The organism is Streptomyces sp. ISL-43, assembly GCF_018614195.1.
Taxonomy (GTDB): domain Bacteria; phylum Actinomycetota; class Actinomycetes; order Streptomycetales; family Streptomycetaceae; genus Streptomyces.
In genome coordinates this window covers 1-23,769 of the sequence record NZ_JAGGOT010000056.1, presented here as the reverse complement: position 1 = coordinate 23,769, position 23,769 = coordinate 1, and the positions used below count along the sequence as shown (strand labels likewise).

The 23,769-nt window shown below is 69.8% G+C and carries 22 protein-coding genes and 1 tRNA gene; 2 read left to right on the top strand and 21 right to left on the bottom strand.

Features of this window, described 5'->3' with window-relative positions; translation table 11 throughout:
* Positions 1-74: 74 nt before the first annotated feature.
* The 20 genes from J7F03_RS29970 to J7F03_RS29875 form a co-directional block, all read right to left on the bottom strand.
* The gene (locus J7F03_RS29970; protein WP_214954972.1) at positions 75-890 is read right to left on the bottom strand and encodes a F0F1 ATP synthase subunit delta; all 816 of its coding nucleotides are present in this window, start codon (positions 888-890) and stop codon (positions 75-77) included.
* Entirely contained in the window at positions 887-1,429 is a 543-nt protein-coding gene (locus tag J7F03_RS29965; RefSeq protein WP_214954971.1) for a F0F1 ATP synthase subunit B, read from the bottom strand. The genes J7F03_RS29970 and J7F03_RS29965 overlap by 4 nt, the downstream gene beginning before the upstream one ends.
* 41 nt (positions 1,430-1,470) lie before the next feature.
* Complete coding sequence (locus J7F03_RS29960) at positions 1,471-1,707, bottom strand: ATP synthase subunit C (protein ID WP_008738174.1); 237 nt, start codon at positions 1,705-1,707, stop codon at positions 1,471-1,473.
* A 78-nt stretch (positions 1,708-1,785) separates the two neighbouring features.
* The gene (atpB, locus tag J7F03_RS29955) at positions 1,786-2,595 is read right to left on the bottom strand and encodes a F0F1 ATP synthase subunit A (protein WP_214955055.1); all 810 of its coding nucleotides are present in this window, start codon (positions 2,593-2,595) and stop codon (positions 1,786-1,788) included.
* A gap of 241 nt (positions 2,596-2,836) precedes the next feature.
* Positions 2,837-3,274 (bottom strand): hypothetical protein, encoded by a 438-nt coding sequence (locus tag J7F03_RS29950; protein ID WP_214954970.1) that lies wholly within the window; start codon positions 3,272-3,274, stop codon positions 2,837-2,839.
* 274 nt (positions 3,275-3,548) lie between these two features.
* Positions 3,549-4,871 carry an MraY family glycosyltransferase gene (locus J7F03_RS29945; RefSeq protein WP_308380016.1) on the bottom strand — a complete coding sequence of 441 codons (1,323 nt, stop codon included), beginning with the start codon at positions 4,869-4,871 and terminating at the stop codon, positions 3,549-3,551.
* Positions 4,872-4,987: 116 nt separating this feature from the next.
* Positions 4,988-6,220 (bottom strand): serine hydroxymethyltransferase, encoded by a 1,233-nt coding sequence (gene glyA / locus J7F03_RS29940; protein WP_214954969.1) that lies wholly within the window; start codon positions 6,218-6,220, stop codon positions 4,988-4,990.
* 77 nt (positions 6,221-6,297) lie between these two features.
* The gene (locus tag J7F03_RS29935) at positions 6,298-6,933 is read right to left on the bottom strand and encodes a protein-tyrosine-phosphatase (protein WP_214954968.1); all 636 of its coding nucleotides are present in this window, start codon (positions 6,931-6,933) and stop codon (positions 6,298-6,300) included.
* Positions 6,930-7,577, bottom strand: coding sequence for an L-threonylcarbamoyladenylate synthase (locus J7F03_RS29930; RefSeq protein ID WP_214954967.1), 648 nt, complete (start codon positions 7,575-7,577; stop codon positions 6,930-6,932). The genes J7F03_RS29935 and J7F03_RS29930 overlap by 4 nt, the downstream gene beginning before the upstream one ends.
* Before the next feature lie 58 nt (positions 7,578-7,635).
* On the bottom strand, positions 7,636-8,481 hold the full coding sequence (gene prmC, locus J7F03_RS29925) for a peptide chain release factor N(5)-glutamine methyltransferase (protein WP_214954965.1): 846 nt from the start codon (positions 8,479-8,481) through the stop codon (positions 7,636-7,638).
* Between the two features lie 91 nt (positions 8,482-8,572).
* Positions 8,573-9,652: a peptide chain release factor 1 gene (prfA, locus tag J7F03_RS29920; protein ID WP_214954963.1), complete on the bottom strand. Its 1,080-nt coding sequence runs from the start codon at positions 9,650-9,652 to the stop codon at positions 8,573-8,575.
* A 111-nt stretch (positions 9,653-9,763) separates the two neighbouring features.
* Positions 9,764-9,979, bottom strand: coding sequence for a 50S ribosomal protein L31 (gene rpmE / locus J7F03_RS29915; protein ID WP_214954960.1), 216 nt, complete (start codon positions 9,977-9,979; stop codon positions 9,764-9,766).
* 214 nt (positions 9,980-10,193) lie between these two features.
* Entirely contained in the window at positions 10,194-11,297 is a 1,104-nt protein-coding gene (locus J7F03_RS29910; protein WP_214954958.1) for an LCP family protein, read from the bottom strand.
* Positions 11,298-11,607: 310 nt separating this feature from the next.
* Entirely contained in the window at positions 11,608-13,734 is a 2,127-nt protein-coding gene (gene rho, locus J7F03_RS29905) for a transcription termination factor Rho (protein WP_214954956.1), read from the bottom strand.
* 437 nt (positions 13,735-14,171) lie between these two features.
* The gene (gene thrB / locus J7F03_RS29900; protein WP_214954954.1) at positions 14,172-15,098 is read right to left on the bottom strand and encodes a homoserine kinase; all 927 of its coding nucleotides are present in this window, start codon (positions 15,096-15,098) and stop codon (positions 14,172-14,174) included.
* Between the two features lie 403 nt (positions 15,099-15,501).
* Positions 15,502-16,572, bottom strand: a complete 1,071-nt coding sequence (gene thrC, locus J7F03_RS29895; protein WP_214954952.1) for a threonine synthase — start codon at positions 16,570-16,572, stop codon at positions 15,502-15,504.
* 6 nt (positions 16,573-16,578) lie between these two features.
* A complete protein-coding gene (locus J7F03_RS29890) occupies positions 16,579-17,883 on the bottom strand; it encodes a homoserine dehydrogenase (RefSeq protein ID WP_214954950.1) in 1,305 nt (434 codons plus the stop codon).
* 157 nt (positions 17,884-18,040) lie between these two features.
* Positions 18,041-19,432 carry a diaminopimelate decarboxylase gene (gene lysA, locus J7F03_RS29885; protein ID WP_214954948.1) on the bottom strand — a complete coding sequence of 464 codons (1,392 nt, stop codon included), beginning with the start codon at positions 19,430-19,432 and terminating at the stop codon, positions 18,041-18,043.
* A gap of 63 nt (positions 19,433-19,495) precedes the next feature.
* A complete protein-coding gene (gene nrtL / locus J7F03_RS29880; RefSeq protein ID WP_214954947.1) occupies positions 19,496-20,446 on the bottom strand; it encodes an ArgS-related anticodon-binding protein NrtL in 951 nt (316 codons plus the stop codon).
* A gap of 131 nt (positions 20,447-20,577) precedes the next feature.
* Entirely contained in the window at positions 20,578-21,048 is a 471-nt protein-coding gene (locus J7F03_RS29875; RefSeq protein WP_214954945.1) for a response regulator, read from the bottom strand.
* A 106-nt stretch (positions 21,049-21,154) separates the two neighbouring features.
* Between J7F03_RS29875 and J7F03_RS29870 the strand changes: the two genes are divergently transcribed.
* Both J7F03_RS29870 and J7F03_RS29865 read left to right on the top strand, forming a co-directional pair.
* Positions 21,155-21,226: transfer RNA gene (locus J7F03_RS29870), tRNA-Arg, on the top strand.
* A 409-nt stretch (positions 21,227-21,635) separates the two neighbouring features.
* Entirely contained in the window at positions 21,636-22,727 is a 1,092-nt protein-coding gene (locus J7F03_RS29865) for an IS630 family transposase (RefSeq protein WP_374104409.1), read from the top strand.
* A gap of 58 nt (positions 22,728-22,785) precedes the next feature.
* Here the strand turns inward: J7F03_RS29865 and J7F03_RS29860 are convergent.
* Positions 22,786-23,769: transposase (locus J7F03_RS29860; RefSeq protein WP_214954943.1), on the bottom strand; the 984-nt coding region annotated here is incomplete at its 5' end.

The window sequence follows — 23,769 nt, the reverse complement described above, 5'->3', positions numbered from 1 at the left end:
CCCCCAGGAATCTTCTGCAAGTTCTGCACGGCCCAACCGGGCCGCTAGGAATGCTTTGTTCTATTGGTGGCTGGTCAGCCGGCCATGCGGCGCGACGCCTCTTCGATGCGGTCCGCGATGGTGCCGTCGATGACCTCGTCGCCGACCCGCACCACGATCCCGCCGAGGACCGTCGGGTCCACGTCGAGGTTCAGGTGCATCGGGCGGCCGTACAGCTTGGCCAGCACCGCGCCGAGACGCTGCTTCTGCACGTCGCTGAGCGGAACCGCGGTGGTCACGGTGGCGACCATGCGGCCACGACGCTCGGCGGCGAGCGTGGAGAGGGACTCGAGTCCCGCTTCCAGGCTACGTCCACGCGGGAGCGTGACGAGACGCGCGACGAGACGCTCGGTGACGACGTTCGCCTTGCCGCCGAGCAGGCTGCGCAGCAGCTGGCTCTTGGCGGCGGCGCTCGCCGACCGGTCGGTCAGGGCGGCGCGCAGCTCGGTGTTCGAGGAGACGATCCGGCCGAACCGGAACAGCTCGTCCTCGACGTCGTCGAGGGAGTCGCCGCTCTGGGCCGCCGTGAGGTCGGCGGTGGCCGCCAGCTCCTCGAGCGAGTCCACCAGGTCACGGGACTGCGACCAGCGGGACCGGACCATGCCGGACACCAGGTCGAGGGTCTCCCCGCCCACCTGGCCGCCCAGCAGCCGACCGGCCAGCTCGGCCTTGGCCTCGCCGGACTGCGCCGGGTCCGTGATGACCCGACGCAGCGAGACCTCACGGTCGAGCAGCGCGGTGACGGCCGCCAGCTCGCCGGCGAGCTTCGCCGCGTCGACGGACGTGTTGTCCGTCAGCGCGTCGAGACGCTCGCGGGCGGTGGCCAGCGCGTCGCGGCTCGCTCCGTTCATCGGGCGGCCTCGGCCTTCTCCTCGAGCTCGCTGAGGAAACGGTCGATCGTGCGGCTCTGCCGGGCGTGGTCCTCAAGGGACTCGCCGACGAGCTTTCCGGCCAGGTCGGTGGCGAGCTTGCCCACGTCCTGGCGGAGCGCCTGAGAGGCAGCCTTGCGGTCGGCCGCGATCTGGGCGTGACCGGCAGCGATGATCTCCTCACGCTGCCGCTGGCCCTCTGCGCGCAGTTCTTCCTTCAGCGCAGTGCCCTGCTCCAGCGCATCCTGGCGCAGGCGAGCGGCCTCGTGCCGGGCTTCGGCGAGCTGGGCCTTGTACTGCTCCAGCACGCTCTGAGCCTCGGTCTGAGCGGCCTCAGCCTTTTCGATACCGCCTTCGATGGCCTCGCGGCGCTCGTCCAGAACCTTGTTGATGTTCGGGAGGAGCTTCTTCGCGAGGAAACCGAAGACGATGACGAAGGCGATCAGACCGATGACAAGCTCGGGGATCGGCGGGACGAGGGGGTTACCCGGCTCCTCGGCCGCGAGAACCAGGAGGTTCACATCAGTGCCTTTCGTCGATTCGGACTAGTCGTGGGCGTTCGTCAGCTGTAGACGAACGGCATGACCAGACCGATGAGGGCGAGCGCCTCACAGAAGGCGAAGCCGAGGATCTGGTTGGCGCGGATCAGACCGGCAGCCTCGGGCTGACGGGCAAGAGCCTGCGTACCGTTACCGAAGATGATGCCGACGCCGACGCCGGGGCCGATCGCCGCGAGGCCGTAACCAACGGAGCTGAGGGAGCCGGTGACGCCTTCGGTGGCAGCGAGGATCTGGGACATGCCAGTTCTTCCTTCTCTTTCATGGACCGGTGGGGGTTGGCCACCGGACGATTCGGGGGGTTTGCGGAGCGAACTCGCTCAGTGGTGCTCGGCGAGCGCGCCCTGCAGGAAGCTGCAGGCCAGGAGCACGAAGACGTAAGCCTGGACAGCCTGGATGAAGAGCTCGAACGCGGTCATGACGATCACCATGACGAACGAGACACCCGCGTAGGCGATGCCGATCCCGTTCAGCAGGTACCAGCTGGCGACGGTGAACAGCAGCAGCAGGGTGTGACCGGCGAACATGTTCGCGAACAGTCGGACCGCGTGGGTGAAGGGGCGGACGATGACGTTCGAGAAGAACTCGATCACCATGACCATCGGCAGGATGCCGCCGAGGGACTTGTCGTAACCCGTGAGGTTCTTGAAGCCGCCCACGAAGCCGTGGCGCTTGAAGGTCACCGACATCCACATGACGTAGATGATCGCGGCGAGGCCGGCCGGGTACGCGATGACGGCGGTCACCGGGAACTGGGCGAGCGGCACGATCGACCACAGGTTCATGATCCAGACGAAGAAGAACGTCGCGACCATGAAGGGGACGTACTTCTCGCCTTCCTTCTTACCGAGCGTCTCGTAGACGATGCCGCGGCGTACGAAGTCGTAGCCCGCCTCGGCGACCATCTGCAGCTTGCCCGGGACGACCTTCGGCTTCCGGAACGCGGCCCAGAAGAAGGCGACGATGATGACGGAGCCCAGCAGGGCCAGCAGCATCGTCTTGTTGAAGTACAGGCTGCTGTCGCCGTCACCGAAGATCGGCTTGAACAGGAACGAGTACAGGGTCGGGCCCGGGAAGCCGCAGCCAGTGCCGTCTTCGAAATGACAGTTGATATCGAAGGCGAGCGTCATGTCAGCAGCACTCACCGCAGGGCTCCTTCAGCGTGGCGCATAGGTACGGCAACCTCGTTGTGTCGGCGCGGCGTGCAGCCGCGGTTCGGCACTGGACTGGTGTAACGGATGGTGGGGCGGCTATCAGGCATCGAGCCTCGCGATGGAACAGGCGTCAGCTCAGATGCCCGCGCCCGCAATGCCGCAGTTGGAACCGGACGATAGCAGCATCTCGAACGCACACTTATTCCGGCCCTACCCCTCACGACTTCGGCCCCGGATTTTCGGGCTTGTCGCCCTTCATCGAGTCCGGTTCGACGTAGAGGATCTTGGCCTTCATATGAGCACGCGCCTGTGCGCCGATCCACACGAGGGTGGTGGCGACGAGCGTGATCGCGAAGGCCTTGGGGTGGAACAGGGTCGTGTTCTTGAACACGGCGAGAAAGACGAAGAGCGCCAGGATCTGGGCCGTGTAGAGCATGAGCCCCATGGCCTGGAACAGGTGCGGCAGTGATTTCGCCGTGCGCTGCAGTACGAGGAACCCGATGCCCATGAACAGCATCACCACCAACGTCGCGACGACGGCGCCCACAGCCCCCTTGCCACCGACCAACAGCCCACTGATGACGGCGGCGAGAGCGCCGGCGGCAGCCGTGGGTACGGCGGTTTGCAGGAGGGATCGGACGTCATCTGACCGCATGGCGGTTTGCTCCGCGTGGTGGTGGGGGCACGGGACTCGTACGGGACGAGCGTAAGCCCGGTCCGAGTGAGAACCTCGGGCCAATGGACCGTCGCACTACGGTCCTTCGGCTCTGTCGCCGGGTTTAGTGAACGGTATCACAAAGTATTTGATGAGAGCTTTACCCGGGGCGTGTGCTGACTGTCACACATGAGGGCTAACCCGCCCGTGTGTGCGCGACAGGCCGGTGGCTTGTCTGGTAAAGGGGGTTCATGTCGGACATGCCCTCGGAGCGTCAGCGCGAGGACTCCGCCTTACGCCGGTCGGGGAAGCGCGAACGGGGGCCTACCGCGGTCGCCCCGTTGACGCCGGACACACCCGCCGCGATCGGCCGCACCGGCTCCGGCTCCACCGCGGAGGCGTCCTGCAGGGCCGCCTCGGCCGCCCGCTCCGCGTGCCGGTAGCGCGGCGGGACGAGCCGCTCCGCCCACTGCGGGGTCCGCGGGGCGAAGCGCGGCAGCAGGAGCAGCAGGAGGCCCACGGCGCTCAGTCCGGCGATCGCGAGCACGATCCACATCGAGGTGGAGTGCACCGAGTACGCCACGGCGCCGAAGGCGATCAGTCCTGACCAGAAGTACATGATCAGCACCGCGCGGCTGTGCGAATGCCCGAGCTCCAGCAGCCGGTGGTGCAGGTGCCCGCGGTCCGCCGCGAAGGGCGACTGGCCCTTCCAGGTGCGCCGTACGACGGCGAGCACGAGGTCCGCCATCGGGATCGCGATGATCGTCAGGGGCAGGATCAGCGGGATGAAGACCGGCAGCATCGCGTGCGTCGCGTTGCGCTCGCCGCCCGCGAAGAGCGCCATCGCGTCCGGGTCCACCTGTCCGCTGATGGAGATGGCGGCGGCGGCCAGCACCAGGCCGATGAGCATCGAGCCGGAGTCGCCCATGAAGATCCGGGCGGGATGCATGTTGTGCGGCAGGAAGCCCAGGCACATGCCCATCAGGATCGCGGCGAAGAGCGTCGCGGGCGCGGCCGCCTCGATCCCGTAGCCGAACCAGATCCGGTACGCGTAGAGGAAGAAGGCGCAGGCCGCGATGCAGACCATGCCGGCGGCCAGGCCGTCGAGGCCGTCCACGAAGTTCACCGCGTTGATGGTGATGACGACGAGTGCCACGGTGAGCAGGTTGCCCTGCCACGGGGTGAGCGCGACCGTCCCGATCCACGGGACGGGGATCCACAGGATGGTCAGGCCCTGCATGCACATCACGCCGGCGGAGATCATCTGCGCGCCGAGCTTGATCAGGGCGTCGAGCTCGAACTTGTCGTCGAGCACCCCGACCAGCCAGATCAGGGCGGCCCCGGAGAGCAGGGCGCGCGGCTCGTTCGACAGCTCGAAGACGCCGTTGAGGTTCTGCAGGTGATCGGCGACCAGCAGGCCCGCGCACAGTCCGCCGAACATCGCGATGCCGCCCAGCCGCGGCGTGGGCTCGCGGTGCACGTCGCGGGCGCGGATCTCCGGCATGGCACCGACCGCGATCGCGAACTTCCGCACGGGCCCGGTGAGCAGGTAGGTCACCGCGACCGTGACGCAAAGCGTCAGCAGATATTCACGCACGGGCTGCCCCAGATGTATCGCCGGCCATCTCAGCCCCACACACTAGCTGCGATGTACTCGCTGTCGGGGACGCGCGGTGGCGGTATTGCGGTTGCGGTACATCCCCCTTGTCCCTATTAAGCCCCATACGGTGGAAAACCGACCACCAGCTCGTTGACGTCCCTACGGATCTTCGCGGGCTCCCCGCCGGCCAGCGCGGCCGTGAACAGCTCCGCGATCCGCCCCATCTGGGCCTCGCCCATGCCCTGCGTGGTCACGGCCGCGGTGCCGAGGCGGATCCCGCGCTGGTCCCCGTACGGAAGGGCGCAGGTGTCCAGCACGATCCCGGCGGCGGCGAGCCGGCCGCGGGCACTCGGGCCGTCGAGGCCGAGCGGCGCGGGATCGGCGGTGATCAGGTGCGTGTCGGTCCCGCCGGTCGTGATCGCGAAGCCGCGGGCGGCGAGCGCGTCGGCCAGGGCCCGGGCGTTGGCGACCACGCGGTGCGCGTAGGAGGTGAAGGCGGGCCCGGCGGCCTCGCCGAAGGCCACGGCCTTGGCGGCGATGGTGTGCATCTGGGCGCCGCCCTGGGTGAAGGGGAACACCGCCCGGTCGATCCGCTCCGCGAACTCGGCCCCGCACAGGATCATTCCGCCGCGCGGGCCGCGGAGCACCTTGTGGGTGGTGGCGCAGACGATGTCGGCGTAGGGCACGGGACTGGGCGCGGCCCCGCCGGCCACCAGGCCGATGGGATGGGCGGCGTCGGCGATCAGGAAGGCCCCGACCTCGTCGGCGATCTCCCGGAAGACGGAGTACTCCGGATGCCTCGGGTAGGAGATCGACCCGCACACGATGGCCTTGGGCCGGTGCGCGTGCGCGAGCGCCTGCACCTGGAGGTAGTCGATGAGCCCGGTCTCGGCGTCCACGCCGTAGCCGACGAAGTCGAACCAGCGGCCGGAGAAGTTCGCGGGCGACCCGTGGGTGAGGTGTCCCCCAAAGGGAAGCCCCATGGCCAGAACGGTGTCCCCGGGCCGCAGCAGGGCGGCGTACGCGGCCAGCACCGCGGCCGATCCGGAGTGCGGCTGCACGTTGGCGTGCTCGGCCCCGAAGAGGGCGCTGGCCCGCTCCACGGCGATCCGCTCGGCGAGGTCGGCGTACTCGCAGCCGCCGTGGTGGCGGGCGCCGGGGTACCCCTCGGCGTACTTGTTGGCGAGCGCGGACCCGAGCGCGGCGAGGACGGCGGGAGAGGTGAAGTTCTCGGCGGCGATGAGCTGCAGCGAGCCCGCCTGCCGCTGCGCCTCCCCGGCGAGCACGTCCGCCATCTGCGGGTCCTGCTGCCGCAGCAGGTTCGTGGGCTCGATGATGACGCTCATGGCGCGACTCCAGGGGGTACCGGGTACCAGCCACTGTAGGCCGAGGCCGCGTATCGCGCCTCGCGGCAGGCCCAAGGTCAGCGCGGAGTGGTCACGCCCGTCAGGGCCGTGACCACCGGGTCCAGCGCCTGGTTGATCTCGTCGCCGATCGAGCGGAAGAACGTGATCGGCGCCCCGTACGGGTCGTACACCTCGTCCGCGTCCGGCGACGGCGCGAGCAGCCACCCGCGCAGAGCCGCGGCGGCCCGTACCAGCGCCCGCGCCCGCGCCACCATGCCGTCGTCCAGCGGCGGCAGCGTCGCCGGGTCTATCGCCCGTACCAGCCGCGTGAACTCCTTCAGCGTGAAGGTCCGCAGTCCCGCCGAGTGCCCCATCGAGATGACCTGCGCCCGGTGGTCGCGCGTGGCGGTCAGCACCAGGTCCGCCCGTATGACGTGCTCGTCCAGCAGCTCCCGCCCGGTGAACCCCGACGCGTCCGCCCCGAAGTCCGCCAGTACGGCCGCCGCGTTGGCCTCCATGGGCGCGCCCTCGTGGCCCCAGGTGCCCGCGCTCTCCACGATCAGGTCACCCGTGACGAGCCCGCCGAGCCGGTGCGACAGCGCATGGCGCGTCAGCCGCTCGGTGATGGGCGAGCGGCACACGTTGCCGGTGCTGACGTGGAGTATGCGGAAGGTTTCGCTTCCTCCGGCTATGCCACGCCCCTCAGGGCTCACGGGGCCACCTCAAGGTCGGGTACGACCTCGCGCAGCTGCTCGGCGGTCAGCGCGCCCTCGCGCAGCAGGACGGGAACCTTCCCGGTGACATCGACGATCGACGACGGCTGGATGCCCGGAGTCGGCCCGCCGTCCAGGTACACGGACACGGAGTCGCCGAGCATCTCGCGCGCCGCGTCGCAGTCCTCCGGCGCCGGCTGCCCGGTCAGGTTCGCCGAGGACACCGCCATCGGGCCGACCTCGGTCAGCAGCTCGATCGCGACGGGGTGCAGGGGCATGCGTACGGCCACGGTCCCCCGGGTCTCCCCCAGGTCCCACGCCAGCGACGGCTGGTGCTTGGCGACAAGCGTCAGGGCGCCCGGCCAGAAGGCGTCGACGAGCTCCCACGCCTGCTCGGAGAAGTCCGTGACCAGGCCGTGCAGGGTGTTCGGGGAGCCGATGAGCACAGGGGTGGGCATGTTGCGGCCGCGCCCCTTGGCGGCGAGCAGGTCACCGACGGCCTCGGCGCTGAAGGCGTCCGCACCGATCCCGTACAGGGTGTCGGTGGGCAGCACGACGAGCTCGCCGCGGCGCACGGCGGATGCGGCTTCACGCAGGCCCGTCTTGCGGTCCGTCGCGTCGTTGCAGTCGTATCGCCGGGCCATCAGCGGGCCTCCTCGTGCAGCTGGGGTGTGGCGGGAACCCTCGCGCGGCTCACGCCGGTCACGGCATGGCCTTGCGGGCGGTCGCGAAGCGCGGGCGGTTGTTGAGGTCGGGGTGGTCTGCGGCGTCGGCCCAGCCCCGCTCCTCGGCGAAGATCCACGGGACCTGGCCGCCCTGGGTGTCCGCGTGCTCGATGACGACGATGCCGCCGGGCCGCAGCAGGCGGTGGGCGGTGCGCTCGATGCCGCGGATGGTGTCGAGGCCGTCCTCGCCGGAGAACAGCGCCATCTCGGGGTCGTGGTCGCGGGCCTCGGGGGCGACGTACTCCCACTCGGTGAGCGGGATGTACGGCGGGTTGGAGATCACCAGGTCGACCTGTCCGTCCAGCTCGGGCAGGGCGCTGAGCGCGTTGCCCTGGTGGACTTCGACCCGGGAGCCCTCGGCGTTCTTGCGGGTCCACCGCAGGGCGTCCTCGGACAGCTCCACGGCGTGCACGCGCGAACGCGGGACCTCCTGCGCCATGGCGAGCGCGATGGCGCCCGACCCGGTGCACAGGTCCACGATCAGCGGCTCGACCACGTCCATCGCCCGGACGGCCTGTATGGCCCAGTCCACGACCGACTCGGTCTCGGGCCGGGGCACGAAGACCCCGGGTCCGACCTGGAGCTCCAGGTAGCGGAAGAAGGCGCGGCCGGTGATGTGCTGGAGCGGCTCGCGCGCCTCGCGGCGGGCGACGGCCTCCCAGTAGCGGGCGTCGAAGTCCGCGTCCTTGACGTGGTGCAGTTCCCCCCGCTTGACGCCGTGCACGTAGGCCGCGAGCTCCTCCGCGTCGAAGCGCGGTGAGGGCACGCCGGCGGCGGCCAGCCGCTGGGTGGCCTGGGCCACCTCGGCAAGCAGCAAGTTCACGCTGGTCCTCCGGGCTGCTGTCGTACGGGGGGGTGGTGCGGGGGTCCTGCCGGGTACTACGGGGTGGTGCCTACGGGGAGTGCGCGGGGACTCAGTGCGCGGCCGCGAGCTTGGCCGCGGAGTCCGTGTCGACACAGGCCTGGATGACCGGGTCGAGGTCGCCGTCGAGCACCTGGTCCAAGTTGTACGCCTTGAAGCCGGTCCGGTGGTCCGAGATCCGGTTTTCCGGATAGTTGTACGTACGGATCTTCTCGGAGCGGTCCACGGAGCGCACCTGGCTGCGGCGCACGTCGGAGGCCTCCTGCTCGGCGGCTTCCTGGGCGGCGGCCAGCAGGCGCGAGCGCAGGATGCGCATCGCCTGCTCCTTGTTCTGGAGCTGGCTCTTCTCGTTCTGGCAGGAGGCGACCACACCGGTCGGCAGGTGCGTGATGCGCACGGCGGAGTCGGTGGTGTTGACGGACTGGCCGCCGGGGCCCGACGAGCGGTACACGTCGATGCGGAGGTCGTTCATGTTGACCTCGACCTCCACCTCCTCGGCTTCCGGGGTGACGAGCACGCCGGCGGCGGAAGTGTGGATGCGGCCCTGGGACTCGGTGGCCGGAACGCGCTGCACGCGGTGCACGCCGCCCTCGTACTTCAGGCGGGCCCAGACGCCCTGGCCGGGCTCGGTCGCGCCGTTGCCGCCCTTGGTGCGGACGGAGACCTGGACGTCCTTGTAGCCGCCGAGCTCGGACTCGGTGGCGTCGATGATCTCGGTCTTCCAGCCCACGCGCTCGGCGTAGCGCAGGTACATGCGCAGCAGGTCGCCGGCGAACAGGGCCGACTCGTCGCCGCCCGCGCCCGCCTTGACCTCGAGGAGCACGTCCTTGTCGTCGCTGGGGTCGCGCGGAACGAGCAGCAGGCGGAGCTTCTCGGTGAGCCCTTCGCGCTGCGCGGCCAGTTCCTTGGCCTCGGCGGCGAAGTCCGGGTCGACGGCCGCGAACTCCTTCGCCGTCTCGATGTCCTCGGCGGACTGCTTCCAGGCACGGAAGGTCGCGACGATCGGGGTCAGCTCCGCGTAGCGCTTGTTCAGCTTGCGCGCGTTGGCCTGATCCGAGTGGACCGAAGGGTCGGCGAGCTTCTTCTCAAGATCGGCGTGCTCGCCGATCAGTTCCTCGACCGCCTCGAACATCGGGGGCTCCTGATGGTGAAAGTGAAGAAAAGGGCTGCGGGACGAGAAAGGCGCCGGTCCGGCTGCCCCCGTAGCAACAGGGTGCAGCCGGGATCCGGCGCCGGAGGCTCGCTACTTCTGCGCAGCCTTGCCGAAGCGGGCCTCGAAGCGGGCCACACGGCCACCGGTGTCGAGGATCTTCTGCTTGCCCGTGTAGAACGGGTGGCACTCGGAGCAGACCTCGGCACGGATGGTGCCTTCGGTCAGGGTGCTACGGGTGGTGAACGACGCGCCACAGGTGCAGCTGACCTGGGTCTCGACGTACTCGGGGTGAACATCGCGCTTCAAGGTGTCTCCTAGATTCGGGAGGGCGCCGGGTCGCAGGAGCCGAATTGCGCGCTGCGTGAACCGGGGCCGACAGACCAGTCTGCCAGGACCGGGCTGCCTGTCAAAATTCTGAGGACGCCTCCCTCAACGGGAAGGGGCCTGCATCTATTCCGGACATGTCTCACGCCGCTCCCGGAGCCGTGCGGGGCCGGGGCGGGAGCCGTGTCCGGCCCTCCTACCGGACGACCGCGCCGGCGTCGCCCTTGTCGCCGGTCGAGTTCGCGGTGGCCTCGGCGGGGATCGGCTGGTCGGCCAGCAGGGCGTCCCAGACCATCTTGGACTCCTTGGTCAGCGGGGCGACGCGGTTGGGATCGCGGACGTCGGTGGTGACCGGGAGCGTGATCATGTGCATGTTCTGGGCGTCGATGGCCTGGAGTCCCTGGGCGAAGCCCATGAGCGACTTCACGTCACCGAGCGCCTTGTCCGTGGTGATCGCCTTGGTCGCGGTGTCGGCGAGGTCGAGGAGCCGCTTCGGGTTGTCGAACAGGCCGATGCCCTTGACCTGCTTGATCAGGGCCTTGATGAAGGCCTGCTGGAGCTGTATTCGGCCGAGGTCGTCCCCGACGCCCACCGCGTGGCGGGTGCGGACCAGCCCGAGGGCCTGCTCACCGCCCAGCCGGTTGGTGCCGGCCGGCAGATCGAGGTGGCTGTACGCGTCCTTGATCGGCTTGGTGGTGGTCACCTCGACGCCGCCGAGGTTGTCGATGATCTTCTTGAAGCCCGTGAAGTCGACCTCGAGGTAGTGGTCCATGCGGATCCCCGACATCTTCTCCACGGTCGAGACGGCGCAGGCCGCCCCGCCGACGGTGTACGACTCGTTGAACATCCGGCGCGTGCCGCCCGGGTCCGTCTTGCCGTTCGCCGTCTTGCAGACGGGCCGGGTCACCAGGGTGTCCCGGGGTATCGATACGACGCCGGCCTTGGTGTGGCCCTCGTTCAGGTGGACGATCATCGCCGTGTCGGAGCGGGCGGAGCCGCCGTCGTCCGCGCCGTACTCGCTGTTCGCCCCGCCCCTGGAGTCCGAGCCGAGGACGAGGATGTCCATGGAGCCGTTGTCCACGTTCTGCGGGCGGTCCTTCCCGAGGGCCGCGTCGATGTCGACCGTCTGAAGGTTGCCGTTGAGCTTGAAGTAGAAGTAGCCGAGCCCCGCCCCGCCCAGGAGTACGACGCCCGCGGCGGTCCACGCGGCGATGACGACGGCCCTGCGGCGCGCGGCCGGTTTGCGTCGGCGTCGGCCTGCGGCGGCCCTTCGGTCCCCGCTCCTGCTGTCCTGGCTCATGCTTTCCTCTGCCCGCCTGTCCTCGGTTCGGTGACCCGCGCCCTCTGACAAAGACGGACGTAAGCCCTCAAGGGTTCCACGGTCCGGAACGGACCGGAGCCATTGCGAAGAATCGGACCGACCGGCATGAACACCGCGTAATGCCGCCCTTACCTGCGGTTTCGGCGGGAGCGCCGGTGACGCAGGGGGGTACGGCCGGGCACGCGGTGTGGCGAAGGACACGGCCGGTGGCGAGAACACGACGAAACGCGACCGCCCCCGTCGCGGATGCGGCGGGGGCGGTCGTGGTGGCAGGTGCCACGAGGAGACGTCAGTCGTCGTTCTTGCCCGACGGGGTCGTCTTCGCGATCTGCATCAGGAACTCGGCGTTCGACTTAGTCTGCTTCATCTTGTCGAGGAGCAGCTCGATCGCCTGCTGCGAGTCGAGCGCGTGCAGCACCCGGCGCAGCTTCCACGTGATGGAGAGCTCCTCGCTGTTGAGGAGGATCTCCTCCTTGCGGGTGCCCGACGCGTCGACGTCCACCGCCGGGAAGATGCGCTTGTCGGCGAGCTTCCGGTCGAGCTTGAGCTCCATGTTGCCGGTGCCCTTGAACTCCTCGAAGATCACCTCGTCCATGCGCGAGCCGGTGTCGACGAGCGCGGTGGCCAGGATGGTCAGCGAGCCGCCGTCCTCGATGTTGCGCGCGGCACCGAAGAAGCGCTTCGGCGGGTACAGCGCGGTCGAGTCGACACCACCGGACAGGATGCGGCCGGAGGCGGGCGCCGCGAGGTTGTACGCGCGGCCCAGACGGGTGATGGAGTCCAGCAGGACGACCACGTCGTGACCCAGCTCGACGAGACGCTTGGCACGCTCGATGGCCAGCTCGGCGACCGTGGTGTGGTCCTCGGCCGGGCGGTCGAAGGTCGAGGAGATGACCTCGCCCTTGACCGACCGCTGCATGTCGGTGACCTCTTCCGGACGCTCGTCGACCAGGACGACCATCAGGTGGCACTCGGGGTTGTTGACGGTGATCGCGTTGGCGATCGCCTGCATGATCATCGTCTTGCCGGCCTTCGGCGGCGAGACGATCAGACCACGCTGACCCTTTCCGATCGGTGCGACCAGGTCGATGATCCGGCCGGTCAGCACGCCCGGGTCGGTCTCCAGACGGAGCCGGTCCTGCGGGTACAGCGGGGTCAGCTTCTGGAACTCCGGGCGGCCGCGGCCGGATTCGGGCGCCATGCCGTTGACGGAGTCCAGGCGCACGAGCGCGTTGAACTTCTCGCGGCGCTCGCCGTCCTTGGGCTGGCGGACCGCACCGGTGGTGTGGTCGCCCTTGCGCAGACCGGCCTTGCGGACCTGGGCGAGGGAGACGTACACGTCGTTCGGGCCGGGCAGGTAGCCCGAGGTCCGGATGAACGCGTAGTTGTCGAGGATGTCGAGGATGCCCGCGACGGGGATCAGGACGTCGTCGTCGGCGACCTGAGGCTCGGCCGGCGCGAACTCGTCGCGGCCACGACGGCCACGGCGGTCGCGGTAGCGGCCGCGGCGGCCACGACGGCCGTCCTCGTCGAAGTCGTCCTGCGGGCCGTTGTCCTGACGGTCCCGGTCCTGGCGCCCGCCCTGCTGGCCCTGGCCCTGGCCGCGGCCGCCCTGCTGGCGGTCCTGACGGTCGGTCCGGTCCTGCCGGCCGCCGCCCTGCTGGCCCTGGCCCTGACCCTGGCCGCCCTGACCCTGGCCGGCCTGGCTCTGACCCTGGGCGCCCTGGCCCTGGTCGTCGGCCTTGGCACCGCGGTCACGGCGGTCGCGCTGACGGTCACCGCGCTCGGCACGGTCGCTGCCGCGCTCACGGCGGTCGCGCCGGCCGCGGCCTTCGCCGTCCTGCGCCTGACCGGCCTGGCCCTGCGCCTGGCCGGAGACGGCGGTGGCCGCTTCGGCCTTGGCCTCGGTCTGCGCGGCCGGAGCAGCCTCGGTCTTCTGCTCGACCTGCACGGCGGCGGGGGCCGAACCCTCGGGGCTGCCGGAGGGGGCGGTGGCCCGACGTCGGCGGCGCTCGCCGACCGGGGCGTCCTCGCTGGCAGGCTGGCCCGGGATGTCGATCTGCGCCTTGGGGGCGGTCTTCTCGGCGGGGGCCTCTGCGGCGGCCTCGCCCGTACGGGCCTTGCTGGTGGCGCGGCGCTTCGGCTTGGCCTCGGCAGCGTCGGCCGGCGCGGAGGCCGCGGCCTTGGGGGCACTGCTGCCCGCCTGCGCCTCCTTGATGACCTCGATCAGCTGGCCCTTGCGCATCCGCGCGGTGCCCCTGATGCCGAGGCCCGACGCGACCTGCTGCAGCTCGGCCAGGACCATGCCATCAAGGCCGGTGCCGGAGCGGCGACGCTTGGTCGCGGCGCCCGCGGCGGGGGCACTGGTGTCGACATTAGTGTCGGCAGCGCCCATCAGATCGGTGGTGTCGCTCACGAAGGGTCCTTCCCTGGAGCGGACGTCGGCCTGTCTGGCTCGGCGACCGGTTGTGCTGTCCGACGACAGTCCGAGATGTATGGACTGCGCCGGGGCGGTGGTCCGCCGGTAGAGATACGGCGGGGAGAAACGTGCATGTACGTGGGTGGTTCCGGCGAGAAGCTCCCGAGCTGGAAGCGTGGGAATGTCACGCCGATTCCGGAGCGTTGCTCGAAACTGCTGGCAGTGGTCAAAGCAGTCGGGGAGGCTCCCGGAAGAAAGGTGGTCCCTGATAGGGACACTGAGCACCAAGCCATGGCGACTTCGGATGCGCACTTGAGATTAACACTACCGGATCCAACAGACATTCCCCCTCTCAATCACCGGCGATCGAGCCCTTCCGTGCGGGCGGCCTGCCCCGGCCGCCCGCCCCTGGCCGGCTTTTCCTACAGCACTCTTCAGCCGCCCTGGGTACCCAGCGGAAGTACGCTCGCGCCCGCGGCGTCGAGTGCGAGGCGGTTGGCCGCCCACCCCTCGCCCGCGAGCCGCGCGACCTTGTCGGCCGCGCCGTTGTCGACCAGCGCGAGGACCGTGGGGCCCGCGCCGGAGATCACAGCGGGGATGCCGTCCGCCCGCAGCCGGGCCACGAGCGCCACGCTCTCGGGCATCGCCGGGGACCGGTACTCCTGGTGGAGGCGGTCCTCGGTGGCCGGCAGCAGGAACTCGGGACGCCTGGTCAGGGCCTCTACGAGCAGAGCCGCGCGCCCCGCGTTGACGGCCGCGTCCACATGCGGGACGGTGCGCGGCAGCAGGCCGCGCGCGGTCTCCGTCAGGACCGGCTTGGAGGGGACGAAGACCACCGGAACGATGGAATCGGCGGGCTCCATGCGGATCGCCTTGGCGCTGCCGCCGTCCATCCACGCGAGGGTGAAGCCGCCGAGCAGACAGGCGGCGACGTTGTCGGGGTGGCCCTCGATCTCGGTGGCGAGTTCCAGCAGCGCCACGTCGTCGAGCCTGGCCTCTCCGCCTATGGTCACGGCGCGGGCGGCGACGATGCCCGCGCAGATGGCGGCCGAGGAGGAGCCGAGGCCGCGGCCGTGCGGGATGCGGTTGGCGCAGACGACCTCGAGGCCGCGCGGCTGGCCGCCCAGCAGGTCGAAGGCGGTACGCATGGAACGTACGAGGAGGTGGCTCTCGTCCCGCGGGAGGGTGTCGGCACCTTCGCCCGCGATGTCGATGTTCAGGCCGGAATCGGCCACGCGGACGACGACGTCGTCGTAGAGCCCCAGGGCCAGACCGAAGGCGTCGAAGCCCGGGCCGAGGTTGGCACTGCTGGCGGGGACGCGCACCCGTACGGCGGCGGCGCGGAACGCTGGACCGGCCATCGTCCGATGACACTCCTTGTGACTGTGCGAGACGAGATCTTCGCTGGCTCGCTGCGAATGTACTGGAGAACGTACGACACCCGAAGGCCCTGTGGGCAGCACCGCGGACATATGCGCGGCGGCGGATGTAAGTACAGCCTATCGAAGGAAGGTTCTGTCGCGACATAGGGCGCACAGCAGGCGCACGATGCGTGTCGCGGGCTCCCGTCGATCACACCGGGTTCCTACGGGGTTTTTGGTGTCGTACGGCCCGAGTTGCCGGATCCTCAGCCTTCGAAAGACTTCCGGAATCCGGCAACTCGGCTACAGCTGTACCGCGGGTGCCGCGCGGCCCTCGGGCCCGTGGACCGCTCGGTCGCTCGGGCCGCTCGGGCCGCTCGGGCCGTCGGCCGGGAATTCCCGGTCAGACGAGACCGAGGCGCACCGCGGCGGCCTCGGCGTCCACCGGGATGGTGATCGGCTGCGGAGCGCCGGCGACCGCCCAGTCGGGGTCCTTCAGGCCGTTGCCGGTGACGGTGCACACGATCTTCTGGCCGGGGTCGACCAGACCGAGCTCGGCGGCCTTGAGCAGACCGGCCACGGACGCGGCCGAGGCGGGCTCGACGAAGACACCCTCCTGGGCCGCCAACAGGCGGTAGGCGGCCAGGATCTGGCGGTCCGTCACCTCGTCGATGAAGCCGCCCGACTCGTCCCGGGCCTGCAGGGCGTACTCCCACGAGGCCGGATTGCCGATGCGGATCGCGGTGGCGATGGTGTGCGGCTCCTTGACGACCTCGCCGCGCACGATGGGCGCGGACCCGGAAGCCTGGAAACCCCACACGCGGGGCGTACGGGAGGCCAGGCCATCGGCCTTGTACTCCTTGAAGCCCTTCCAGTACGCGGTGATGTTGCCGGCGTTGCCGACGGGCAGCACGTGGATGTCGGGGGCGTCGCCGAGCGCGTCCACGATCTCGAACGCGGCCGTCTTCTGACCCTCGATGCGAGCCGGGTTGACGGAATTGACCAGCGCCACCGGGTAGTTGTCGGACAGCGCGCGGGCCAGGTCCAGACAGTCGTCGAAGTTGCCGTCGACCTGAAGGATCTTGGCGCCGTGCACGAGCGCCTGGCCCATCTTGCCGAGCGCGATCTTGCCGCGGGGCACGAGGACGGCGCAGACCATCCCGGCGCGCACCGCGTAAGCGGCGGCGGAGGCCGAGGTGTTGCCCGTGGAGGCGCAGATGACGGCCTTGGCGCCGTCCTCCTTGGCCTTGGTGATCGCCATGGTCATGCCGCGGTCCTTGAAGGACCCGGTGGGGTTGGCCCCCTCGACCTTGAGGTGCACCTCGCAGCCGGTGCGCTCGGAGAGCACCTGCGCGGGAACGAGGGGAGTTCCGCCTTCACGGAGGGTGACCACGGGAGTTTTGTCCGTCACCGGCAGGCGGTCCCGGTACTCCTCGATGATGCCGCGCCACTGGTGGGTGCGATTGCTGCTCATGGGCCCTTACTCCCCTTCAACACGCATGATGCTGGCGACACCGCGCACGGTGTCCAGCTTCCGCAGCGCCTCGACGGTCCCGGAGAGGGCGGCGTCGGGTGCGCGGTGGGTGACGACGACGAGGGAGGCCTCATTGCCGACCCCGTCCGGACGTCCTTGCTGTCGTACGGTATCGATGGAAACACCGTGTTCCGCGAAGGTGGTCGCCACCTGGGCGAGTACGCCCGGCTTGTCCGCCACATCGAGGCTGATGTGGTAGCGGGTGACGACGTCCCCCATGGGGCTGACCGGCAGCTGGGTGTACGCGGACTCGCCCGGCCCCGTTGCCGCGGCGAGCTTGTTGCGGCAGACGGCGACGAGGTCGCCGAGCACCGCCGACGCGGTCGGAGAACCGCCCGCGCCGGGCCCGTAGAACATGAGCCGACCGGCGGCCTCCGCCTCGACGAAGACGGCGTTGTACGCCTCGCGGACGGAAGCGAGCGGGTGGGTCAGCGGGATCATCGCCGGGTGGACGCGCGCGGTGACGGACTCGCCGTCGGCGGCGCGCTCCAGGATGGCGAGGAGCTTGATGGTGCAGCCCATGCGCTTGGCGGACGCGAAGTCGGTGGCGCTGACCTCGGTCATGCCCTCGCGGTAGACGTCGTCGAGGCGGACCCGGGTGTGGAAGGCGATACCGGCCAGGATCGCGGCCTTGGCGGCGGCGTCGTAGCCCTCGACGTCGGCGGTGGGGTCGGCCTCGGCGTACCCGAGGGCGGTGGCCTCGTCGAGCGCCTCCTGGTACCCGGCGCCGGTCGAGTCCATCTTGTCGAGGATGAAGTTCGTCGTGCCGTTGACGATGCCCATCACCCGGTTGATCTTGTCGCCCGCGAGGGACTCGCGCATCGGGCGGACCAGCGGGATGGCGCCGGCCACGGCGGCCTCGTAGTACAGGTCCAGCCCGTGCTGCTCGGCGGCGGCGTGCAGCGCGGCGCCGTCCTGCGCGAGCAGCGCCTTGTTCGCCGAGACGACGGAGATGCCGTGCTCGAAGGCGGTGGTGATCAGGGTGCGGGCCGGTTCGATGCCGCCGATGACCTCGATGGCGATGTCGATGTCGCCGCGTTTGAGCAGCGCCGTCGCATCGGTGGTGATGAGGGCCGGGTCGATGCCCTCGCGCACCTTGGAGGGGCGGCGCACGGCCACGCCGGCGAGCTCGACGGGCGCGCCGATCCTGGCCGTCAGGTCGTCGGCGTGCGTCGTCATGATGCGCGCCACCTCTGAGCCGACCACTCCACAGCCCAGCAGCGCCACCTTCAGCGGACGCGTACGCATCATCGACCTACGCCTTTCGATCTTCACATCAGTACCTGGTGAGCGGTTTGCATCCCAGGTGTGAACCAGTCTCACTCAATGGACAACAGTTTCCACCCTCGGTCCATTGAGTGAGACACCTATTCGGGGGTCTGGGGGGCTTCCCCCAGAAGAATGCGGATCATCCGAGGTCGAGACGCAGGAGATCCTCCTCCGTCTCCCTGCGGACGATGACACGGGCCTCGCCGCCGCGCACGGCGACGACGGGCGGGCGCAGCGCGTGGTTGTAGTTGCTGGCCATCGAGCGGCAGTAGGCGCCGGTGGCCGGGACCGCCAGGAGGTCCCCGGGGGCGAGGTCCGCGGGCAGGAAGGCGTCCTTGACCACGATGTCGCCGCTCTCGCAGTGCTTGCCGACGACGCGGACGAGCATGGGCTCGGCGTCGGAGGTGCGGGAGACGAGGGTGACGGCGTACTCGGCGTCGTAGAGGGCGGTGCGGATGTTGTCGGACATGCCGCCGTCGACGGAGACGTACGTCCTCAGCCCTTCGAGGGGCTTGATCGTGCCGACCTCGTAGAGGGTGAAGGCGGTCGGTCCGACGATGGCCCGTCCGGGCTCGACGGAGATCCGCGGGGCGCGCAGGCCGGCCGCCTCGCACTCGCGGGCGACGATCTCGTGCAGGGCCTTGGCGATCTCGTGCGGCTCGCGGGGGTCGTCGCCGGAGGTGTAGGCGATGCCGAGCCCGCCGCCGAGGTCGATCTCGGGGAGCTCCACCCCGTGCTCGTCGCGCACGGCGGCGAGCAGCCGCACGACCCGCTTGGCCGACACCTCGAAGCCCGCCATGTCGAAGATCTGCGAACCGATGTGGGAGTGGACGCCGAGCAGCTCCAGGCTGTCGTGCCCGAGGACGCGCCGTACGGCCTCGGCGGCGGACCCGTCGGCGACGGCGATCCCGAACTTCTGGTCCTCGTGCGCGGTGGCGATGAACTCGTGGGTGTGCGCCTCGACGCCGACCGTCACCCGGATCTGCACGGGCTGGCGTACGCCGGCCTCGCGGGCGATGTGCGCGACGCGGGCGATCTCCTGGAAGGAGTCGAGCACGATCCGCCCGACGCCGGCCTCGACGGCGCGGGTGATCTCGCCGGTGGACTTGTTGTTGCCGTGGAAGGCGATCTGGCGGGCGGGCATCCCGGCGGCGAGCGCGGTGGCGAGCTCGCCGCCGGAGCACACGTCCAGGTTGAGCCCCTCCTCCCGCAGCCACTTCACGACGGCCTTGGAGAGGAACGCCTTCCCGGCGTAGAAGACGTCGGCGCCGGGCCCGAAGGCGTGCGCCCAGGCGCGGCAGCGGGCGCGGAAGTCCTCTTCGTCGAGGAAGTAGGCGGGCGTCCCGAACTCCTCGGCGAGCTTGGTGACTTCGATCCCGCCCACGGTCACGACACCGTCCGCGTTCCGGCCCACCGTCCGCGCCCAGACCTTCTCGTCGAGCGCGTTGAGATCGGCGGGCGGCGGGGAGTAGTGCCCCTCGGGCAGGACATCGGCATGGCGGGGCCCGGCGGGGTGTGCGGAACGGCTCATCGGTCTCTCTCTTCGCAAATCATCCGGATCGCGGGCGAATCACATCGGATCACATACGCCGCGTCACAGGCAGTCGGGTGCGTCTATGCCGAGGAGGGCCAGGCCGCCGGCCAGCACCGTCCCGGCGGCTTCGGCAAGAGCCAGCCGGGCGCGATGGGCGGCCGAGGGTTTCTCGTCCCCCTTGGGCAGGACGCGGTACTGGAAGTCGAGCAAGGCGTCGGCCAGCACGACGAGATGCCTGACGAGCCGCTCGGGCGCACGGTGGTGCGCGGCGGCCTCGAGCACGAGGGGGTAGTCGACGAGCGCACCGACCAGCGCGCCGGCACCGTCGCCGTCGCCGTCGACCTCACCCGGCTCACCGCGGAACCCGAGCTGCTCGGCGTTGCGGGTCAGCGCCCGGGCCCGGGCGTGGGCGTACCGCACGCGGAAGAACTCGTTGGACTCGTCCTGCACGAGCAGCCACGCGGGAAAGACAGGGGTCTCGTGTCCGGGAGCGCCGAGCATCGCCCAGGCGGCGGCGTCGGGTCCGTAGGCGCAGAGCACGTCGCCGTCCCGCCTGGCGACGGGGGCGATGCTCGCGGGCCCGCTGTCCGCCCGGCGGCCCTGACTGCGGGCGATCCGCTGCACGGCGTCGCGTACGACGCGCTCGCGCGCTTCCCCGTCGGGGGCGAACCCGTACCGCGCCCCGCGCGCGCGGATGCCCCGTACCAGCTCGCCGACGGGACGCGCGGCGAGCACGAAGTTCAGGAACCCGGCGCCGGTGATCTCCACCCGCTCGATCCCGGGAAGCGCCGCCAGCCGCGGGGCCAGCACCTCGGCCACTCCACGGGGCGCGACTCCGGCACCCTTCCCCACCCCGAACGCGACGGGGGAGGCGTAGTCGCCTACTCCCCCGGGCCGGGTCCGCTCGACGACGACCCGCTCGGGAACGACCACCGTGGCGGGCAGCTCCCCGTCCTCGACGGCGCAGCGCACGGCGCGCACGACGACACGGGAGAGGTCAGCGGGGGTCACGTGCCCAGCCTAGGCGAGAAGCCCCCGCGTCAGGCGAAGGGTTTCGCCATGTGAACAGAGGGGCCACGCCCCAAAGAAGGGGACACCCAAAAGAACGGCCTAACCCACCCGCGGGCCGAGCAAGGATTCCCTCACCCTCGCCCCCTCCCGGCGGGGGTGCCTTTCCGCTCCCTCCGATCGCGGCGCTCGATGAGCCGGTGCACGACCCGCACCAGCTCGGCGGGCTCGAAGGGCTTGGCGAGGAAGGCGTCCACGCCGGCGGCGATCCCGGCCTCGACCTCGGCGTGCGTACAAGCGCTCACGATCGCAACGGGCAGGTGCCGCGTCCGGGGATCGGCCCTCAACTGCGCGGCCGCTCCGAACCCGTCCAGCCGGGGCATGACCACATCAAGGGTGATGACGTCGGGAAGTACGTGGTGCACGACATCCAGACACTCGGCACCATCGTTCGCGGTCACGACCTCGAAGCCCTCCAGCTCGAGATTGACCTTGATCAGCTGCCGGATGACCTTGTTGTCATCGACAACAAGCACCCGGCCCGAGGCGCCCGACACAACTCGAGAGTAGGTCGGCCCCGGCCCCCGCGTCCGGGTTTTTGCCACTTCCACCCCCTCCGAGGGACCCGCCCCCCTCTCCCCCGCAAACGAGTTCCTGATCACCGGCCGGGAGCTGGTAGTGTTCAACCCGTCGCCGCAACGCGAACGACGCGCCCCCGTAGCTCAGGGGATAGAGCAACGGCCTCCGGAGCCGTGTGCGCAGGTTCGAATCCTGCCGGGGGCACTCCGGAACAAGGCTCTGACCAGCGGAAACGCAGGTCAGAGCCTGTCTTGTTCATGTCAAAACGCACACGGCCTACTTGGCCGTGAGCATTCGGTCCGGCACTGCTCCGACCTGGAGTTTGGCAGCGCGATCCAGGCAAAATCCCAATTGCCCGATCCCACAGATCGCTCCGCGTGGGACATACGTGGGACCGAGGCGCCAAGACCGGACATCGCTCACCCCTGTTACCTGCGGCAGGACGAGCTTGACCTGCGCATATGTCTTCATCCTTGGCGAGGGGCGCACACGGAGCAGAGGGCCGTGTGACTTTCGCGGCCACTCCAGCTTCCTATGGCGCAGGCTCGCCTCAGCCGAAGGCATCGCTCTAGTGTCCTGCGTCGTAGATTCGTTGAATAAGTAGAATGTCTTCATGGCGAAGATGGGGCGGCCGATGGCCGAGCTGGCGTTGACCGATGACGAGCGCGAGACGCTGGTGCGCTGGTCGCGGCGGGCGACCTCGGCACAGGCTCTGGCTCAGCGGTGCCGGATCGTGCTGGGCTGTGCGGAGGGGAAGACGAATCAGCAGGTGGCCGCTGAACTCGGCATCTGGCCGCAGACAGTGGGCAAGTGGCGCCGCCGTTTCCTGGAGTCCCGCCTGGACGGCCTGGCCGACGATCCACGCCCCGGTGCTCCGCGGAAGATCTCTGACGAGCAGGTTGAGACAGTCGTCGTCGCCACCTTGGAGCGCACCCCGAAGGACGCCACGCACTGGTCTCGGGCGTCGATGGCATCCGAGAGCGGGCTGTCGAGGTCCACCGTGGGGCGGATCTGGAGGACGTTCGGGCTCAAGCCGCACCAGGTGGACACCTTCAAGCTGTCCAACGACCCGCAGTTCATAGACAAGGTCCGCGACATCGTGGGCCTCTACCTCGACCCGCCGGAGAAGGCCCTGGTCCTGTGCGTGGACGAGAAGTCCCAGATCCAGGCGCTGGACCGTTCGGCACCCGTGCTGCCGATGATGCCGGGCATGCCTGAGCGCCGTACCCACGACTACGTCCGCCACGGCATCACGACCCTGTTCGCCGCCATGGACGTCGCCACCGGCGAGGTGATCAGCTCCATTCACCGACGCCACCGGGCAGCGGAGTTCAAGAAGTTCCTCGCCAAGCTGGACAAGGAGGTCCCCGCCCACCTCGACGTCCACCTGATCTGCGACAACTACAGCACCCACAAGGCGCCGGCAGTCCGCAAGTGGCTGGAAGCCCACCCCCGCTTCCACATGCACTTCACGCCCACCTACTCGTCCTGGCTCAACCAGGTCGAGCGATGGTTCGGCCTGCTGACGGACAAGAAGATACGGCGCGGAGTCCACAAGAACCTCCAGGCCCTGGAACGGGACATCCGAGCCTGGACCGCCCAGTGGAACGACAACCCGAAGCCCTTCGTCTGGACGAAGGACGCCGACGAGATCCTTCAACGCCTCGCTTCATATCTTGATCGAATTCCCGGCGCAGGACACTAGAAGACTGATGAAGATCTTGTTGGGGGCTGTCCGGCCGCAGGCCGGGCGGCCCCTGCGTCTATGTGGTGGTGGGGGTGAGTGTCCAGGTGCCGCCTGTGTGGGTGAGGCCGAGGTTGATGAGGCGGCGGAGGTTGAGGGCGGCTGCCCGGTTGTGGAGCCAGGTGTTGTTCTTGAGGACGCCTCGGTAGGGGACGCGGCGGTTGCCTTTGGCGACGAGCCAGGCGATGGCGCGTTCGACGGGTGGTCGCCAGCGGCCGTATTCGTCCTGCCATTCCTGGCTGGTGGCGGCCTGGTCCCGGGCGGCTTTGAGGAGGTCGTACTGGGGATGGACGCTGAAGACGCGTCCGGTCTTGGACCTGGTGCAGCGCTCGCGCAAAGGGCAATCGAGGCAGAGTTTCTTGAACTGGGCCTGGCGGTTGCCGCCCGAGAGGGGGCGGCCGAGGGCTTTGGTGTGGCCGGCCGGGCAGGTGACGTGGCCGGCCTGGGTGTCGACGTGGAAGTCGTCGGTCGTGAAGCCGCCGGGGATGGCCTGCCGCAGGGGTGGCGGCTTGAGCACGAGGGTGTGGCCGTCGGCTTCGAGGGCTTCGCGGAGTTCGCCGGTTCCGTAGGCGGTGTCGCCGAGGACGGTCAGGCCCTGGTCCGGGTCCTCGTCGGCGAGGAGGTCCCGGGCGACGGCGGCCTCGTGGTTGTCGGCTCCGCTGCCGGTGGTGAGCGCGACCTCGGTGAACAGTCCCGCCTCGGGCTCGAACGCGGCATGCGCGCGAAAGCCCTCCTGGTGGCGGGTTCGGTTCTTGTGGATGTGCCGGGCCTCGGAATCGACCGTGGAAACCACGCGGTCGGGTGCGGTCCCCTGGGTGATGCGCCAGCGTCCGTCACGGCCGTCGGACTCCTCGGCCGGCTCGACGTCCTGGCCCGCGACCAGGGCCAGCAGGCCGGCCGCGTTCGCGGCCTTCTCACCGAGTTCCTGTTCGGGCAGGTGGCCCAGCAGCCGCAGCGCGTCACCAACGAGGGCGTCCACCAGGTCCGCCCTGGCCTGCTGGTC

Excerpts from the sequence above, each read along its gene's own strand:
- J7F03_RS29970 (WP_214954972.1), bottom strand. The coding sequence starts at position 890 with ATGAACGGAGCGAGCCGCGACGCGCTGGCCACCGCCCGCGAGCGTCTC.
- J7F03_RS29960 (WP_008738174.1), bottom strand. The coding sequence starts at position 1,707 with ATGTCCCAGATCCTCGCTGCCACCGAAGGCGTCACCGGCTCCCTCAGC.
- atpB (WP_214955055.1), bottom strand. The coding sequence starts at position 2,595 with ATGACGCTCGCCTTCGATATCAACTGTCATTTCGAAGACGGCACTGGC.
- J7F03_RS29950 (WP_214954970.1), bottom strand. The coding sequence starts at position 3,274 with ATGCGGTCAGATGACGTCCGATCCCTCCTGCAAACCGCCGTACCCACG.
- glyA (WP_214954969.1), bottom strand. The coding sequence starts at position 6,220 with ATGAGCGTCATCATCGAGCCCACGAACCTGCTGCGGCAGCAGGACCCG.
- J7F03_RS29930 (WP_214954967.1), bottom strand. The coding sequence starts at position 7,577 with ATGGCCCGGCGATACGACTGCAACGACGCGACGGACCGCAAGACGGGC.
- prfA (WP_214954963.1), bottom strand. The coding sequence starts at position 9,652 with ATGTTCGAGGCGGTCGAGGAACTGATCGGCGAGCACGCCGATCTTGAG.
- J7F03_RS29910 (WP_214954958.1), bottom strand. The coding sequence starts at position 11,297 with ATGAGCCAGGACAGCAGGAGCGGGGACCGAAGGGCCGCCGCAGGCCGA.
- thrB (WP_214954954.1), bottom strand. The coding sequence starts at position 15,098 with ATGGCCGGTCCAGCGTTCCGCGCCGCCGCCGTACGGGTGCGCGTCCCC.
- thrC (WP_214954952.1), bottom strand. The coding sequence starts at position 16,572 with ATGAGCAGCAATCGCACCCACCAGTGGCGCGGCATCATCGAGGAGTAC.
- J7F03_RS29890 (WP_214954950.1), bottom strand. The coding sequence starts at position 17,883 with ATGATGCGTACGCGTCCGCTGAAGGTGGCGCTGCTGGGCTGTGGAGTG.
- lysA (WP_214954948.1), bottom strand. The coding sequence starts at position 19,432 with ATGAGCCGTTCCGCACACCCCGCCGGGCCCCGCCATGCCGATGTCCTG.
- J7F03_RS29865 (WP_374104409.1), top strand. The coding sequence starts at position 21,636 with ATGGCGAAGATGGGGCGGCCGATGGCCGAGCTGGCGTTGACCGATGAC.